The 15,977-nt window shown below is 69.7% G+C and carries 16 protein-coding genes; 13 read left to right on the top strand and 3 right to left on the bottom strand.

Annotation, left to right across the window (positions count from 1 at the left end; genetic code table 11):
* The first annotated feature begins 97 nt into the window (after positions 1–97).
* Positions 98–469, top strand: a complete 372-nt coding sequence (locus tag MUG78_RS09520; RefSeq protein WP_246994223.1) for an ArsR/SmtB family transcription factor — start codon at positions 98–100, stop codon at positions 467–469.
* Positions 466–966: an SRPBCC domain-containing protein gene (locus MUG78_RS09525; protein ID WP_246994225.1), complete on the top strand. Its 501-nt coding sequence runs from the start codon at positions 466–468 to the stop codon at positions 964–966. The genes MUG78_RS09520 and MUG78_RS09525 overlap by 4 nt, the downstream gene beginning before the upstream one ends.
* On the opposite strand, the gene MUG78_RS09530 is transcribed toward MUG78_RS09525, so the two are convergent.
* Positions 963–1,541, bottom strand: coding sequence for a TIGR03086 family metal-binding protein (locus MUG78_RS09530; RefSeq protein WP_246994227.1), 579 nt, complete (start codon positions 1,539–1,541; stop codon positions 963–965). The two genes, MUG78_RS09525 and MUG78_RS09530, sit on opposite strands and share 4 nt — an antisense overlap.
* 88 nt (positions 1,542–1,629) lie before the next feature.
* Here MUG78_RS09530 and MUG78_RS09535 point away from each other — a divergent pair, with 88 nt between their 5' ends.
* Genes MUG78_RS09535 through MUG78_RS09545 form a run of 3 tightly spaced genes read left to right on the top strand, consistent with a single transcriptional unit; the run spans position 1,630 to position 5,779 of the window.
* Positions 1,630–3,078 (top strand): sigma 54-interacting transcriptional regulator, encoded by a 1,449-nt coding sequence (locus MUG78_RS09535; RefSeq protein WP_246994234.1) that lies wholly within the window; start codon positions 1,630–1,632, stop codon positions 3,076–3,078.
* Between the two features lie 2 nt (positions 3,079–3,080).
* Entirely contained in the window at positions 3,081–5,066 is a 1,986-nt protein-coding gene (locus MUG78_RS09540) for a vWA domain-containing protein (protein WP_246994236.1), read from the top strand.
* Between the two features lie 47 nt (positions 5,067–5,113).
* A complete protein-coding gene (locus MUG78_RS09545; RefSeq protein ID WP_246994238.1) occupies positions 5,114–5,779 on the top strand; it encodes a DUF1707 SHOCT-like domain-containing protein in 666 nt (221 codons plus the stop codon).
* A gap of 73 nt (positions 5,780–5,852) precedes the next feature.
* On the opposite strand, the gene MUG78_RS09550 is transcribed toward MUG78_RS09545, so the two are convergent.
* A complete protein-coding gene (locus tag MUG78_RS09550; RefSeq protein WP_246994239.1) occupies positions 5,853–6,785 on the bottom strand; it encodes an AEC family transporter in 933 nt (310 codons plus the stop codon).
* Between the two features lie 186 nt (positions 6,786–6,971).
* Here MUG78_RS09550 and rpmF point away from each other — a divergent pair, with 186 nt between their 5' ends.
* The gene (gene rpmF, locus MUG78_RS09555; protein ID WP_246994241.1) at positions 6,972–7,145 is read left to right on the top strand and encodes a 50S ribosomal protein L32; all 174 of its coding nucleotides are present in this window, start codon (positions 6,972–6,974) and stop codon (positions 7,143–7,145) included.
* A gap of 81 nt (positions 7,146–7,226) precedes the next feature.
* Here the strand turns inward: rpmF and MUG78_RS09560 are convergent, their stop codons facing one another.
* Positions 7,227–7,997, bottom strand: a complete 771-nt coding sequence (locus MUG78_RS09560) for an SDR family oxidoreductase (protein WP_246994243.1) — start codon at positions 7,995–7,997, stop codon at positions 7,227–7,229.
* Between the two features lie 165 nt (positions 7,998–8,162).
* Here MUG78_RS09560 and MUG78_RS09565 point away from each other — a divergent pair, with 165 nt between their 5' ends.
* The 7 genes from MUG78_RS09565 (at position 8,163) to MUG78_RS09595 (ending at position 15,970) form a co-directional block, all read left to right on the top strand.
* Positions 8,163–9,110, top strand: coding sequence for an AurF N-oxygenase family protein (locus tag MUG78_RS09565; RefSeq protein WP_246994246.1), 948 nt, complete (start codon positions 8,163–8,165; stop codon positions 9,108–9,110).
* A gap of 9 nt (positions 9,111–9,119) precedes the next feature.
* Positions 9,120–10,703: an FAD-dependent oxidoreductase gene (locus MUG78_RS09570; protein ID WP_246994248.1), complete on the top strand. Its 1,584-nt coding sequence runs from the start codon at positions 9,120–9,122 to the stop codon at positions 10,701–10,703.
* A 59-nt stretch (positions 10,704–10,762) separates the two neighbouring features.
* Positions 10,763–11,449 (top strand): response regulator transcription factor, encoded by a 687-nt coding sequence (locus MUG78_RS09575; RefSeq protein WP_246994250.1) that lies wholly within the window; start codon positions 10,763–10,765, stop codon positions 11,447–11,449.
* A 43-nt stretch (positions 11,450–11,492) separates the two neighbouring features.
* A complete protein-coding gene (locus MUG78_RS09580) occupies positions 11,493–12,905 on the top strand; it encodes a HAMP domain-containing sensor histidine kinase (RefSeq protein ID WP_246994252.1) in 1,413 nt (470 codons plus the stop codon).
* 78 nt (positions 12,906–12,983) lie between these two features.
* Positions 12,984–14,372, top strand: coding sequence for a S1C family serine protease (locus tag MUG78_RS09585; protein WP_246994254.1), 1,389 nt, complete (start codon positions 12,984–12,986; stop codon positions 14,370–14,372).
* 38 nt (positions 14,373–14,410) lie between these two features.
* Entirely contained in the window at positions 14,411–14,959 is a 549-nt protein-coding gene (locus MUG78_RS09590; protein ID WP_246994255.1) for a MogA/MoaB family molybdenum cofactor biosynthesis protein, read from the top strand.
* Between the two features lie 387 nt (positions 14,960–15,346).
* Positions 15,347–15,970: an MspA family porin gene (locus tag MUG78_RS09595; RefSeq protein ID WP_246994257.1), complete on the top strand. Its 624-nt coding sequence runs from the start codon at positions 15,347–15,349 to the stop codon at positions 15,968–15,970.
* Positions 15,971–15,977: the final 7 nt, after the last annotated feature.

The raw sequence follows: 15,977 nt of genomic DNA on the forward strand, positions 1-15,977 counted from the left end.
CCGGCCGCATTCAACAAAAGTGTTGACAACCCCGGGCGTGGGGGCGTTCACTTGTATTCAACAAAGTTGTTGAGAATGGATCGCGGGAGGTGCCGGCATGAGTGATCAACTCTCCCGCGCGTTCGCCGCGCTCGCCGATCCGACCCGCCGCGACATCGTCGCGCGCCTCACCGACGGTGAAGCCACCGTCAGCGACCTGGCGGCGCCGTACGACATCAGTCTGCAAGCGGTGTCTCGGCACCTGAAGGTGCTCGAGGAGGCAGGCCTGGTCAGTCGCAGCCGTGACGCCCAACGACGACCGGTGCGCCTCGAAGCCGAAGTCTTCGACATGATGACCGGCTGGATCGAGCGCTACCGCCGTCGCGCGGAGGAGCGCTACCAGCGCCTGGACGCCGTCCCCGCGCAGGAGTTCGGCCACGAGGAATCGGAACAGCCGGAGCCCGACGAACAGACAGGAAAAGTGTCATGACTGCTACACGTATCGAGAAGGCCACCATCGAGGCCGACCCGAATCTGCCGCTCATCCGCATCACGCGCGACTTCCGCGCGACGCCCGCGCAGCTGCACCGGGCGCACACCGACCCCGAACTCTTCGCGCGCTGGGTGGGGCCGGACGGCCTCGACACCCTGGTGCAGGCCTGGGACGCGCGCGACGGCGGGGAGTGGCGGTACGTCGCTCGCCCGAGCGGTGCGCCGGAGGGCGGCGAGGAGTACGGCTTCCGCGGCTGCTTCCACACCGTGCGCGAGGGCCTGATCGTGCAGACCTTCACCTTCGAAGGCATGCCCGACGACGTCTCCCTGGAAACCCTGCGCTTCGAGGACCTCGGCGACGGGTGGACCCGACTGCATGCGCAGTCGCTGGTCGACTCGCTCGAGGGTCGCGATGCCTGGCTGAAGTCGGGCATGGAAGTCGGCGTGGACCAGGGCTACGCCAAACTGCAGACCCTGGTCGACGGCTTGGGCTAGAACGACGGGTCGCGCCCAGTGAACGACAGCAACCGGTCCGTGGCCGAAGCGTCCGCGGGCGCTTCGAGCGCCGGTCCGAAGACTCCGGGCTGCCGGCTCACCTCATCGGGGATGTGCGTGAACATCTGCTCGGTGAACGCGATGGCCTCCGCGGGGAGTTCCACCTTCTGCCCGGTGGCGGCCGCGAGATCCCAGCCGTGCAGGAACAGATCCACCCCCGGGAACGACAGCCCGTCGCGCACCGATCGCGGACCGGCCGGCGACTCGACCACTCGATCGAGGTCCTCGACGGTCGCCAGGGCGGTGCGCGCTGCGGCGGCCAGGTCGCGCCACCAGGCGGCGGGATCGTCGGGCACCACACTGCCGGGCGGATCGACGGCCTCGTAGGTCATCGGTTTGCCGGAGAGGATCGCGATGCCCATCTCGGTCCCGGCGCCGACGTGGCCGAGGACGTCTCTCCCCGTCCATCCCGCGCACGGGGAGGCGCGGTTCCAACTGTCGACGGGTACCGCGTCGACCACTTCGGAGAAGAAGTCGAGGCCGTGGGTGTACAGGTCCAATGCGTCCCATGCCATGCCGCGATGCTACGCCCGGAAGGGTCGACGATGCAGGCCCTCTGCTGACCCGAACCCCGTCGTGGCGCGGACGGGTAGCGTGGGCGGCGTGCCCTCGGAGACTGTGATCGATACCGCTGCCAATCCCGCTCCCACCGCCGCGACACTTGGCGAACTGCGCGCCAGTGACCATCGCCGGCGCGACGTCCGGGACGAGATCCGCCACAACCTGCTGACCGCGCTGCGCGCAGGCGACGACCCGTGGGAGGGCATCGTCGGCTTCGAGGCGACGGTCATCCCGCAGCTCGAGCGGGCGCTGATCGCCGGGCACGACGTGGTGATGCTGGGCGAGCGCGGCCAGGGCAAGACCCGACTGCTGCGCACCCTGGTGAACCTGCTCGACGAGTGGACCCCGGTGATCGCCGGTTCCGAGCTCGACGAGCACCCGTACGATCCGATCCTGCCCGAATCGCGCCGTCGCGCAACCGAATCAGGCGACGACCTGCCGATCGAATGGCGGCACCGCAGCGAGCGCTACAGCGAGAAGCTGGCGACGCCGGACACCTCGGTGGCCGACCTCGTGGGCGACATCGACCCCATGAAGGTGGCGCAGGGCCGCAGCCTGGGCGACCCGGAGACCATCCACTTCGGGCTCATCCCGCGCGCGCACCGCGGCCTCATCGTGATCAACGAACTGCCCGACCTCGCCGAGCGCATCCAGGTCTCCATGCTCAACGTGATGGAGGAGCGCGACATCCAAGTCCGCGGCTACAACCTGCGGCTGCCGCTCGACGTGCTCGTCATGGCCAGCGCCAACCCGGAGGACTACACCAACCGCGGCCGCATCATCACGCCGCTCAAGGACCGCTTCGGCGCCGAGATCCGCACCCACTATCCGTTGGAGCTCGACGACGAGGTGGACGTGATCGAGCAGGAAGCCGATCTGGTGGCCACGGTGCCGTCGTTCCTGATCGGCATCCTGGCGCGCTTCACGCGCTACCTGCGCGAGCATCCGTCGATCGATCAGCGGTCCGGCGTCTCGGCGCGCTTCTCGATCGCCGGCGCCGAGACCGTCGCCGCGGCCGCCCTGCACCGTGCCACGGTGGTCGGCGAAGAACTCGCGGTGGCCCGCCCGGTGGATCTCGAATCCGTGGTGGAGGTGCTGCGCGGCAAGGTGGAGTTCGAGTCCGGCGAAGAGGGCCGTGAGCTCGAGATCCTCGACTACCTGCTGCGCAAGGCCACCGCCGATGCGGTCCGCGCCGACCTGGGCGGCCTCGACCTGCGCCCGCTGGTGGACCGCTTGGAGAGCGGCGACGCCGTGCTGACCGGCGACCGCGTGCCGGCCGCCGAGGTGATCGCCGCGTTGGGCGAGGACCCGGAGGTCGTCGAGGTGCTCGATCAGCTCGTCGAACGTCTCGAGCTCGAGGAGGCCGAGCGGGCCAGCGGCGTCGAGTTCGCGCTGGAAGGGCTGTACCTGGCCCGTCGCATCGGCAAGGAACCCGACGAGCGCGGTCGCACCGTGTACCGCGTGGAGTCGGTCGACACCGAAATCGACTGATCATGACCACCAACCGGCACCATCGCTCCCGCTACCAGCGGTACACCGGCGGCCCCGATCCGCTGGCGCCGCCGGTGGATCTGCGGGAGGCACTCGCGGCCATCGGCGACGACGTGATGGGTGGAACCTCGCCGGACCGCGCGCTGCGCGAGTTCCTGCGCCGCGGCGGTTCGACGACGCGCGGCCTCGATCGACTCGCCGAGCTGGCGAACCGCCGCCGCCGGGAGCTGCTGAAGTCGCGGAACCTGGACGGGACCTTTGAAGAGATCCGCAAGCTGCTCGACGACGCGGTCCTGGCCGAACGCAAGCAGCTCGCCCGGGACCTGGACGACGACGCCCGCCTGGCCGAGATGCAGATCGGCAGCCTGCCGGCCTCCACCGCCCAGGCCGTCCGGGAGCTGCAGGACTATCAGTGGCGCAGCCAGGAGGCGCGGGAGAAGTACCAGCAGATCTCCGACCTGCTCGGCCGGGAAGCGCTCGACCAGCGCTTCGCGGGCATGAAGAAGGCACTGGAGGGGGCGAGCGACGAAGACCGGCAACAGATCTCGGAGATGCTCGCCGACCTCAACGAGCTGCTCGACGCGCACAATCGCGGCGAGGACACCACCGAGGCCTTCGAACAGTTCATGGACAAACACGGTGAGTTCTTCCCGGAGAATCCGCAGAACACCGAGGAGCTGATCGACGACCTGGCGCGCAGATCCGCTGCGGCGCAACAGTTCTTCAACTCCCTCAGTCCGGAGCAGCAGGCCGAGTTGGCCGCGCTCTCGCAGCAGGCCTTCGGCTCGCCGGCCCTGATGAACCAGCTGTCGCAGATGGACTCCGCCCTGCGCGAAGCGCGCCCGGACCTGAATTGGGATGGGTCGCAGGAGTTCTCCGGCGATCAGTCGATGGGCATGGGTGAGGGCGCCGCCGCGCTGCGCGACATCGGCGAACTGGAGGAGCTGGCCGAACAGCTCTCCCAGGCCTACGCCGGCGCGCAGATGGAAGACCTCGACCTGGACGCCCTCGCGCGGCAGCTCGGCGACGAGGCCGCCGCCGACGCGCGCACCCTCGCCGAGCTCGATCGGGCGCTGCGGGAGCAGGGCTTCTTCCAGCGCGATCCGGACGGCCGGCTGGGCCTGTCGCCGAAGGCGATGCGCCAGCTGGGCGAGTCGATCCTGAAAGACATTGCGGCACAACTGTCGTCGCGCTCGGGGGAGCGGCGCGCGGACACCGCGGGCCGCCTCGGCGAACTGACCGGCGCCACCCGCGAGTGGGCGTACGGGGACACCGAACCCTGGGATGTGACGCGCACACTTTCGAACGCGGTGCTGCGCACGGTGTCGTCGGCACCGCACGGTGCCGACGCCTTGGCCGCCATGGCTTCCGGTGGCGTGCGGATCGAGATGGGCGACGTGGAGGTGACCGACACCGAGGCGCGGCCGCAGGCGGCCGTCGTGCTGCTCGTCGACACGTCGTTCTCGATGGTGATGGAGGGCCGCTGGACGCCGATGAAGCGCACGGCGCTCGCGCTCAATCACTTGATCTCCACGCGTTTCCGATCCGACGAACTCCACCTGATCGAGTTCGGGCGCTATGCGCGGGACACCTCGGTGGGCGAGCTGACCGGCCTGGAACCGCGCATGGAGCAGGGCACCAACCTGCACCACGCCCTGATGCTGGCCCAGCGGCATCTGCGTCGCTTCCCGAACGCGCAGCCGGTGGTGCTGGTGGTGACCGACGGTGAACCCACCGCGCACCTGGAGCCGGACGGCCAGCCGTTCTTCTTCTATCCGCCGCATCCGCAGACCATCGGTCTCACCGTCCGCGAACTCGACCACATCTCGCGGATGGGCGCCCAGGTCACCTTCTTCAAGCTGGGCGATGACCCCGGCCTGGCCCGCTTCGTCGACCAGATCGCCCGCCGCATCGGCGGCCGTGTGGTGAGTCCGGACCTCGACGGTCTGGGCGCCGCGGTAGTCGGCGACTACCTTCGCTCCCGCTGATCCGCGGCGCCGCCCGGTCGCACGCCGCACCCATTAGGGTGGAGCCCGTGACCCAGGAACCGCATGGCGCCAAGTACTTTCCGGTCCCGCTCGGCAACGACGTGCGAGGACAGACGCGGGCCAGCACGGCCGATCGCGAAGAGGCCAACGCCATCCTCGCCGCGGCGATGAGCGTGGGTGCGCTGTCGCCGGAGGAGTTCACCGAGCGCGCGGGTACCGCGTTGGCGGCCGTGACCCTGGCCGAACTCGACGCCCTCTGTGCGGATCTGCCGATGGATCGCCTGGGCGGCGCAGTGGTCAGCGGCAGGCTGGACGAGACGTCGGTGAGCACCTCGGGCGCAGCCCCGGTGACGCGCGTGTCGGGCATCCTGTCCGGCGGCTCGATCGGCGGCGGTGCCGTGGTCGCCGGCCACCTCACGGCCTTCTCGCTGATGGGCGGCGTCGAGATCGACCTGCGCGACGTGGAGTTCACCGCGCCGGTGCTGACCATCGCGTGCCGCGCGATCATGGGCGGCATCCGCATCGTGGTGCCCGAAGACGTGACCGTCGAAGTCCACGGCACCGGCATCATGGGCGGCTTCTCCGGCCGCGGCGCCGGCGCCGGCCGACCGGGCGCGCCGCGCGTGATCGTCACCGGCTTCGCCCTGATGGGCGGTGTAGACACCGAACGCGCGCCCCGCGGCCAGAACCTGGGTCCGCGTCGTCCCAACTGATCCGCCCGCACTTTCCTCGACGTTGCCGTCTGCTGCAGTCAGTATGTGACTGCAGCAGACGGCAACGCTCGTTCTAGGCCAAGACCGCCGCCAGGAGGGCGATGATCGGGATCGAAAGCAGGGTGGTCACCAGCGCGCTGTCGCGGGCCAGGATCTCGCCGCGGCCGTACCGCGTGGCGTAGACCAAGACGTTCTGCGCGGTCGGGAGCGCGGCGATCACCACCTGCGCGAACAGTGCCGGTCCGGTCATGCCGAATCCCCAGCGCGCCAGCACGTAGGCCAGAGCCGGCATCACGGCCATCTTCCCGGCGGCGGCCAACGCGGTGTCCCGGCGCGGACTCGCGCCCTTGGCGAACACCTGCACCCCGGTCAACGACAGCCCGAAGGCGAGCAGCGCCAGCGGCACCGACGCCTGGCCGAGCATGTCCAGCGGCGAGAACACCGGCTCGGGCAGGCGGATACCGGCCAACGACAGTGCGAGACCGATCAGCCCGCCGATCACGATCGGATTGCTCACCGGCGTGGCCACCGTGCGCCACAGCGAGCGCCGGTGCGCGGCGTCGAGCGCCGTGAGATCCAGCGTCACCAGGGCGATGGGGGAGTACAGCATGATCTGGAACAGCAGCAGCGGAGCGATGAACGAGGCATCGTCGAGCACGAAGATGGCGATCGGCAGACCCAGATTCACGCTGTTGACGTACGACGACGACAGCGCGCCGATCACCGCGTCGGGGACCGCGCGGCGCCACACCAGGCGCACCACGGCGAAGTAGAGTGCGCCGGTGGCGACGGCGGTGATCGCGGCGACGGCCAGCGTGGAGGAGAACACCACCGACAAGTCGTTGCTCGACAGCGAGGTGATCATCAGGGCCGGCGTGCAGACGAAGAAGACCATGCGGGCCAGCACGGTGACGGCCTGGTCGCCGAGCACACGCGTGCGCCCGAGGACGTAGCCGATGCCCACCACGATGAAGATGACGGTGAATCCGGAGGCGACGCCTGACACCCCGGTGATGGTAGTGCCCCGACGCCGTTTTGCAGGACCCGGCGCTGACCGGTTAGTCTGTTCAAGTTGCGCGTCGCGTGAAATAGCGGGGCGTGCCTAGCGAGCAATGGTCGCGAGTCGGCCGGATCGGTCTCACCGAACCCCACTCGCGCACGAAAGTAAGCACGTAAGAGAAGGGCTGGAACCATGGCAGTACCGAAGCGCCGGATGTCGCGGGCTAACACCCGCAGTCGTCGTTCGCAGTGGAAGGCGGACAACGCTCCCCTGCAGGAGGAGAAGGTCAACGGTGTGACCCACCGGATCCCGCGTCGCCTGGTCAAGGCTGCGCAGCTGGGCCTGGTCGACCTCGACCGCCGCTGAGCGAACTCAAGCACAAAGAACCGCTACCGACCTCCGGGTCGGTAGCGGTTCTTTTCGTTTCCGGCGTGTGCCGGGTGGTCGCTACTGGGCGAGAGCCTTGTTGACCAGGCGGCTCACGCTGTTCGGAATGAACTTGGCGGCGTTGCTCAGCACGGTGGTCTGCGCGCCCACCGAGTAGCTGGTGCGCCGGGTCAGTCGGTCCACGGCGTTCGGGTGCACCGACTCCCAGATCTTCTCGGCCACGTCGTCGGCGGTCAGCCGGACGCCGAGGGTCTTGGTGGTCTTCGCGTCGGTCTCGGCGAGGGCGGTCTTGGCCCACAGCGGCCAGATCGACACCACGCGGATGTCGTCGCTCTGCCACTCCAGCTCCAATGCCTCGGTGAGGCCGGCGACGAAGAACTTGGTGGCGCTGTAGATCGCGATTCCGGGCTGGCCGTAGATGGCCGACGCCGACGCGATGTTCACCAGGTGTGCGCCCGGGGTGGCGGCCAGGTAGCGGTGCGCGGCCTGCGCGCCGAGTGCGACGCCCAGCGCGTCGATGTCGATCTGCGCCTTCACCGCGGCCGGCGTCAGCTCGGCCAGGTCGCCGGAGACCAGCACGCCGGCGTTGTTGTCGAGCACGTCGAGCTGCCCGCCGGTGTGCGCGGTGAAGTCCGCCAGGGCGGCGTCCCACTGGTCGGCGTCGCGGACGTCGAGGGTGCCGGTGACGAAGTCGGGGTGCTGCTCGCGCACCGCGGCCAGGGCCTCCTCGCTCACGTCGTAGACGCCCACGGTCCAGCCCTCGCGGGCGAAGCGTTCGGCCGTCGCCAGGCCGATACCCGCTGCTCCGCCGGAAATGAAGATCGATCCCATGGTGTCCTCCGCTCGTCCCGCGGCGGACGCGGTCGCGTCCACCCAACCTTACTGCCGAGTAGGTTTCCAGACCCTTTCTACGTGCGCAAGCAGGTGCTACGGTGACAATAAGCGTTGTAACGGTTAGTTGTGTCACAGCCCGAGTGCGACAAGGAGTGGAACACCATGACTGCTGCCATCGAGCGGGATCCGGCCCTGGGAACAGGGGTGGGCGAGACCGCGGTGAGCCGTCCCGATCAGGGGCCCGACGAGGTCGCCGAACGACTCCTCGCGTCGGCCGCCCGGCTGTCCCGCAACGCGATGACCGAGATCGACTGGTCGTTGCCGATGGAGCCGGACAAGTACGGCTGCAGCCCGGAGTGGTCGTCGCTCTACGGCACCGACTACTGGGACGAGCTCACGACCGAGCAGCGCATCGCGCTCACCCGCCACGAGTTCGCGTCGATCATGTGCATCGGGATCTGGTTCGAGATGATCCTGCAGCAGATGGTGATCACCGACCAGTACCTCGGCGAGTACCACAGCCCCGAGTTCCAGTTCGCCCTGATCGAAGTGGCCGACGAATGCCGGCACTCGCTGATGTTCGCGAAGGCCTCGGAGAAGATGGTCGGTCGCTCGTATCACCCGCACCCGAAGATCGGCCGCCTCGGCAAGCTCTTCAAACTGATCGCCAAGGACGAAGTGGCCTACGCCGGGATCCTCGTCGCCGAGGAAGTGCTCGACGTGTTCCAGCGCGGCTGCATGCGCGACGACCGGGTGCTGCCGTTCATCCGGACCATCAACGAGATCCACGTGCTCGAAGAGTCGCGGCACATGAAGTTCGCGCGCGAGGAGGTCCGCGCATCCATGCAGGGCATCAGTGCCAAGCGGCGGCACGCCAGCGCGCTGTCGGTGGCGCTGGGCGCCTCGCTCATCGTCGAGAGCCTGATCCAGCCGCAGGCCTACGCCGACGCGGGGCTCGACGTCGCCCGTGCCCGTCGGGAAGCGGCAGGCAACGCGCACTTCCACTCGATGATCCGCAGCAGTTGCACGCACCTGATGGAGTTCCTCGACGAAGTCGGACTGCTCACCAAGCCGGCCCTGCGGTTCTACCGCAAGGCCCACATGATCTGAGAGGCCCCCGTGGCTTTCGTCATCACCCAGTCCTGCTGCAGCGACGCCGCCTGCGTTTCGGTGTGCCCGGTGAACTGCATCCATCCGACGCCGGAAGAACGCGGCTTCGGCACCTCGGAGATCCTGCACATCGACCCGGTGGCCTGCATCGACTGCGGCGCCTGCGCCGACGCCTGCCCGGTCAACGCGATCTTCCCGATCGAGAACCTCGCGCCGCGGGACCGGGTGTTCGCGGAGGTCAACGCCGACTATTACGCGGCGAACCCGGACATCACCTCGGGCTGGACCGACGTGGTCTACCCCGACATTCCGCGGCTGCCGGACGGTCTGCGGGTGGCCGTGGTCGGGACCGGCCCGTCCGGCGGCTACGCCCTGCGGACCCTGCTCAACCGCACCCGGGCGCGGATCACCGTGTTCGACGCGCTGCCCACGCCGGGCGGACTGGTCCGGGCCGGGGTCGCGCCCGATCATCCGAGCACCAAGGACGTGATGGCCACGTTCGACCGGCTGTACCGCGATCGTGCGGTGACCATGGCGACCAACGTCCGGATCGGCGGCGACGTCGCGGCCGGCGAGGTGACGCCGGCCGAACTCGCCGAGCACTTCGACGCCGTGTTCTACGCGGTCGGCGCCGCGCACCCGAAGGCACTGGGCATTCCGGGGGAGGAGCTGCCCGGATCGACGTCGGCCACCGAGTTGGTGGCCTGGTACAACGCGGTGCCCGGCGCCGACGGTCCGCCGTTGGCCGCCGGCGGCAGCGGCCGCGCGGTGATCGTGGGCACCGGCAACGTCGCCCTCGACGTGGCGCGCATTCTGGTGTCGCCGCCGGAACAGTTGGCGCGCACCGACATCGCCGATCGGGCGCTGGCGCTGCTCGCCGAGCAGAACCTCCACGAGGTGGTGGTGCTGGGACGCCGCGGCCCCGATTCGGCCGCCTACTCGGCCGCCGAATACCGCGCACTCTCGGTGATCGACGGTGTGCAGGTGGTGGTGCACGACGCCGCCGACGGCCCGATCCCGGTCCTGAGCGGCCCGGCCGACCCGGCGCGACGACGCATCGTCTTCCTCTTCCACTCCGCGCCGGTGCGCGCCGAGGGTGCCGGCCGCGTCGAGAACGTCACCGTCGCGACCGCCGGTCGCGAGCACCACGTGGCCGCCGATCTGCTGGTGCGCTCGATCGGGTACCGGTCGTCGCCCATCGCCGGGCTGCCGTTCGATCACGACCGCGGCACGTTTCCGAACGACGAGGGCCGGATGCTCGACGACGCCGGCGCCGTGCTGCAGGGCGTCTACGTGCTCGGCTGGGCCGGTCGCGGCGCGGTCGGCGGCATCGGCGCCAACAAGCTGCACGCCGTCGCGACCGTGGAGAAGTTCCTGGAGGACGCGGCGGCCGGGTCCCTGGACCGGACCGCGGCCACCGCCGACGAGTTCGAGGCGCTGTTGCGCACCCGGCAGCGCGCGGTGGTCGGCTACCGCGGCATCGCGGCGATCGATCGGTCCGAGCGTGAGCGGGGCCGGGAACAGGGGCGCCCGCGCGTGAAGTTCACCGAGCTGTCCGACATGCTCGCCGCGGCCGGGCGTCGTCGTCGCTGACCGCGGATGTGCGGCGCGCCCTCAGTGCGCTCTAAGCCCGGAGGGATAAGACTGTAGGCATGCGCATCCTTGTGGTCGACGACGACCGGGCCGTCCGCGAGTCCCTGCGGCGGTCCCTGACCTTCAACGGGTACACCGTGGAGACGGCGGGCGACGGACTCGAAGCACTCGAGAAGGTGGTGGCCGACCGGCCGGACCTGATCGTGCTCGACGTGATGATGCCGCGCCTGGACGGGCTGGAGGTGTGCCGTCGTCTGCGCGCGGCCGGCGACGACCTCCCGATCCTGGTGCTGACCGCCCGCGACTCGGTGTCCGAGCGGGTCAGCGGCCTGGACGCCGGCGCCGACGACTACCTGCCCAAGCCGTTCGCGATGGAGGAACTGCTGGCCCGGCTGCGCGCGCTGTCCCGGCGCACCACCCGCGACGACGACCTCGACTCCGAGGCGATCACCTTCGAGGACCTGACGCTCGACCCGGTGACCCGGGAGGTGACGCGCGGCGAGCGGCAGATCAGTCTGACCCGCACCGAGTTCGCACTGCTGGAGATGCTGATGGCCAATGCCCGCCGGGTGCTCACGCGCAGCCGGATCCTCGAAGAGGTGTGGGGCTACGACTTCCCGACGTCCGGCAACGCGCTGGAGGTCTACATCGGCTACCTGCGACGCAAGACCGAAGCCGACGGCGAGACCCGACTGATTCACACCGTGCGCGGCGTCGGCTACGTGCTGCGCGAGAACGCGCCGTGAGGCAGGTCGTGCCGGCGTGAGTTCCCGGACTTCCGGTCGCCCCATGCGCAGCCCCCTCGCGCTGACTCGCGGGGTGTCCCTGCGCACCCGGGTGGCCCTGCTCGTCGCGGCCGTGGTGGTGCTGTCGGCCACCCTGATGGCGGGCGCGACCTACGTCTTCGTCTATCGCGCGCTGTACCAGGACGTCGACTCTCAGCTCACCGTGCGCGCCGACGGCATGACGGTGCTGGCCAACACCGGTCAGCTGTCGGAGCCGAGCCGACTCCTGACCGGCACGGTGTTCTCCACCAACATCACCATCGCGCTGGTGCAGCCCAACGGCCGCGTCTTCAGCGTCGGCGAGGTCCCGTTCGAGTCCGTCGAACGCGAGATCGCCACGTCCGACCCCGGGGACAGTCCCGCCCAGAGCCTGCGGACGGTCGGCAACCACCGCGTGCTGGCGCGCAAACTGTCCGACGGCAGCACCCTGGTGCTGGCGCAGAGCCTGGACCGCACCGACGCGATCCTCAACCGACTGGCCTCGGTGCTCTTCGTGGCCGGCGGCATCGGTGTCGCGTTCGCGGCGGCCGCGGGCACCGCGGTGGCCCGCGCCGGACTGCGGCCGGTGACCCGCTTGACCGGCGCCGTCGAACGAATCGCCAAAACCCAGGACCTGCGTCCCATCCCGGTCAGCGGCACCGGCGAACTGGTCCGCCTCACCGAATCGTTCAACGCCATGCTGGCCGCGTTGGCCTCGTCGCGCGATCAGCAGGCGCGGCTGGTCGCCGACGCCGGCCACGAACTGAAGACGCCGCTCACCTCGCTGCGCACCAATCTGGAACTGCTCATCGCCGCCTCCGAGCCGGGGGCCCGTCAGGTCCCGGCCGCCGACATGATCGAACTGCGATCGGACGTGATGGCGCAGATCGAGGAGCTGTCCACCCTCGTCGGCGACCTCGTGGACCTGGCCCGCGACGATTCGTCCACCGCGGTCTTCGAGGAGTGCGAGATCTCCGAGGTGATCGAGGAGGCGCTGGTACGGGTGCGGCGTCGTCGCACCGACGTCGATTTCGAGATGGACACGCAGCCGTGGTTCGTCTTCGGCGAGGCCGCCGGCCTGTCCCGCGCGGTGTTGAACGTCCTGGACAACGCCGCCAAGTGGAGTCCGCCGGGCCGCGCGGTGCAGATCCGTCTGCGTCAGACCGGTCCGGAGATCGCCGAGCTCACGGTGGCCGACGCCGGTCCCGGCATTCCGCCGGAGGATCGCGAGCTGGTCTTCGAGCGCTTCTATCGGGCCGCGGCGACGCGCTCGATGCCCGGGTCCGGCCTGGGCCTGGCGATCGTACGCCAGGTGGTGGTGCGCCTGGGCGGCACCGTTTCGGCCGGCCAGTCGGAGCAGGGCGGCGCTCTGATCCGGATCACGCTGCCGGGCAGTCCGGTGCACACCGAGCCCGACCCGATGCTGGTCCGCCGCTGATCGTCGACCGTGGGGCTCTGGGCGTGTCGGCAGGAACCCTTGAGCACCCTCACAGGAAAACCTTCTAAGGTGAACGCCATGACAGACCGCGGACCCCGCGACGACGATCCGAATCCGTACGCACCCCCCGGCGGGCACCCCGCGCCCGGCGCGAGCGGCATGCCTCCGGTACCCCCGGCACCGCACTACGGCCAGCAGGCCGGGTACGGCGCACCGCCCCCGCGGCAGCCCGCGCCGCACCAGCCGCAACCGACGCTCGCCTACGGTGCGGGCGTCGGTCCCTATGGACCGAACACCGGCGCGCAGCCGGTGGTGCCGCCACCACCCGGATCGCAGCCGCCGGTGCCGCCGCAGCAGGGCGCACCGGACGGGCCGCAGAAGAAGGGTCGCGGGCCGATGTGGGTGGCGATGGTCGCCGTCCTGGCGCTGGCCGCCGGTCTGCTCGGCGGCGTGGTCGGCGTCATCGCGACGCGGGGCGATTCGGGCGCCGATGCACCGGAGGTGCTCGCCGGTTCGCCGAGCACCCGCGTCAGCACCCAGCCGCCGGCCAAGCCCGGTTCGGTGCAGGACGTGGCGGCGCGCGTGCTGCCCTCGGTGGTGTCCATCGGGGTGTCCAACGGTCGGCAGAGCGGGTCCGGCTCGGGCGTGGTGCTGGAAAGCGACGGCACCATTCTGACCAACGCGCACGTGATCCTCGCCGGCGGCGACAAGCCCGCGGAGAACGTGCTGGTGAGCTACAGCGACGGCTCGCGGGCCAAGGCCACCGTCGTCGGCGTCGACGTGACGTCGGACATCGCGGTGATCAAGGCCGACAGCTCCGGTCTCACGCCGATCACGCTCGGTGCGTCCGACAACCTCTCGGTGGGTCAGGACGTCATCGCCATCGGTTCCCCGCTGGGCCTGGAAGGCACGGTCACCACCGGCATCATCAGTGCGCTGAACCGTCCGGTCACCACCGGCGGCGCCGACGGCTCCATCGAATCGGTGATCAACGCGATCCAGACGGACGCCGCGATCAACCCGGGTAATTCCGGTGGCGCCCTGGTTAATTCGTCGGGCGCGCTGATCGGTATCAACACCGCGATCGCCACCGTGGGTGGCGGGCAGGGCGAGGTCGGTTCCATCGGCCTCGGCTTCGCCATCCCGATCGATCAGGCGATGCGCGTGGCCAAGCAGCTGATGGCCGGCCAGAAGGTGACGCGCGCCAATCTCGGCGTCAACGTGCGTCCGGGCCCGGATGCGACCCAGCCCGGCGCGCTCGTCCAGAGCGTGGTCGCGAACGGTCCCGCGGCGGAGGCCCGGATTCCCGAGGGCGCCCTCATTACCGCGGTGAACGACACCAAGATCGTCTCGTCCGAGGCCCTGGTGGCCTCGATCCGCTCGCAGGTTCCGGGTGAGACGGTCAAGATCACCTACACCCACCAGGGCCGCGAACAGACGGTTACCGTGAAACTAGGAGAGTCCTGAGCCGATTTCGGTCGGCTCGGAGCGAGGAGAGGTTCGACATGATCGACGCAGCAGACGCAGAGGCCGACGCCGCCGCCCGTGACCTGATCGACAGCGCGGCCGAGCCCGCGGAGCCGCTGCTTCGCGCACTGGTGGTGGTGGTCGACGACCGCATCGCCGAAGACGGCGACCCGAGTCGGCTGGGTGCCCTCGTCGGAGAGCTGTTGGAAGAGGGACACTTCCACGTCGATGCCACCGTCGCGGTGTTCGGCGACGAAGTGGAGATCCGCAACGCGCTCAACACCGCCGTGATCGGCGGCGTGGACCTCGTGGTCTCGGTGGGCGGTGTCGGCGTGCGTGCGCGCGATGTGACGCCGGAAGCCACCGAACCGCTGCTCGACCGCCGGCTCCGCGGCATCGAGGAGGCGCTGCGTTCGTCCGGGCTGTCCGCCGGAGCCACCGACGGCGGCCTCTCCCGCGGTCTGGCCGGTATCTCCGGGCAGACCCTGGTGGTGAACCTCGCAGATTCTCGGGCGGCCGTCCGCGACGGCATGGCGACCCTCATCCCGCTCTCGCGCTTCATCATCGATCAGGTCAGTGAATTCTAGGGACGACGCCGCGCCGCCGACGGGCGAGAGCGACGTTCCGGCCGAGGCGGAGTGGGAGCGACGGCGTCGTCTCGACGCGGTTTTCGGGGATGTGGTCCCGGAAACGACGGCGGACGCGGGTGAGTCTGCTCACACTGCGCGCGGACGCGATTGGTACGAGCAGAACACCCCGCCGCACCACGGCTAGGCCGTGGCCACCGGCTATCGGGCACGCGGCGTGCTGCCGCTGGTCGCACCTCCTTATCCGTTCATCGAGAACTATTCCTCTGATTGACGGGAATTTCTCAGGCTGATGGTGAGCGGCGTGACACATCGGATACGGTTTCTCTCGACTGGCGTCGCACACCGTCATGCCGTGCGCGCTGCTGACCAGCGAGGAGAATTACCATGCGCAAGCATTTCCTGCGTTCGTCCCTGATCGCCGCGACGATCGGTGCGCTCGGCGCGACCACCCTGCTCACCGGCGCGGGCACCGCGGATGCCGCGAAGCTGCCCAACGGCGTCAAGAAGTCGTCCGGCATCGACGGCCAGGTGGTGACCATCAAGCGCACCGGTGAGCGCGCCTACCCGATGCCGTCGGTCGCCAACAACGGCGCCGGCCGCGCCGCCGCCGTCTCCGGCACCTACAAGGCCACCCTGAACAAGGGTGTCGGCACCATGAGCGTCGGCTACCTCGTCGGCTGCCAGGTGGACATCGCCGGCCTGCAGGGCGGTCTGTCCGGCGGTCTGACGCTGAGCGGTGCGACGCTCAGCGGCACCCTCTCGATTCCGCTCTCGCCGGGCCAGGTCGCGCTGATCCGCAGCGACAACATGTCTATCACCAAGGGCAAGGCCACCCTGATGGTCGACAGCTTCCACATCGACGTCCAGCAGTGCGGCGGCTACGCGTCGGCCCGCTCGGTGGTCACCGTGATGGCGGCCGACGGCATGTCCACCGCTGACGGCACCCTCTCCGGCAACAGCGGTTTCGTGCAGTCGAGCCTGTACGGCAAGCCCTTCAGCCTCAACTGATCCGCCA

Origin of the sequence: Gordonia alkaliphila (genome assembly GCF_023017165.1) — a bacterium.
Classification (GTDB): Bacteria; Actinomycetota; Actinomycetes; order Mycobacteriales; family Mycobacteriaceae; genus Gordonia; species Gordonia alkaliphila.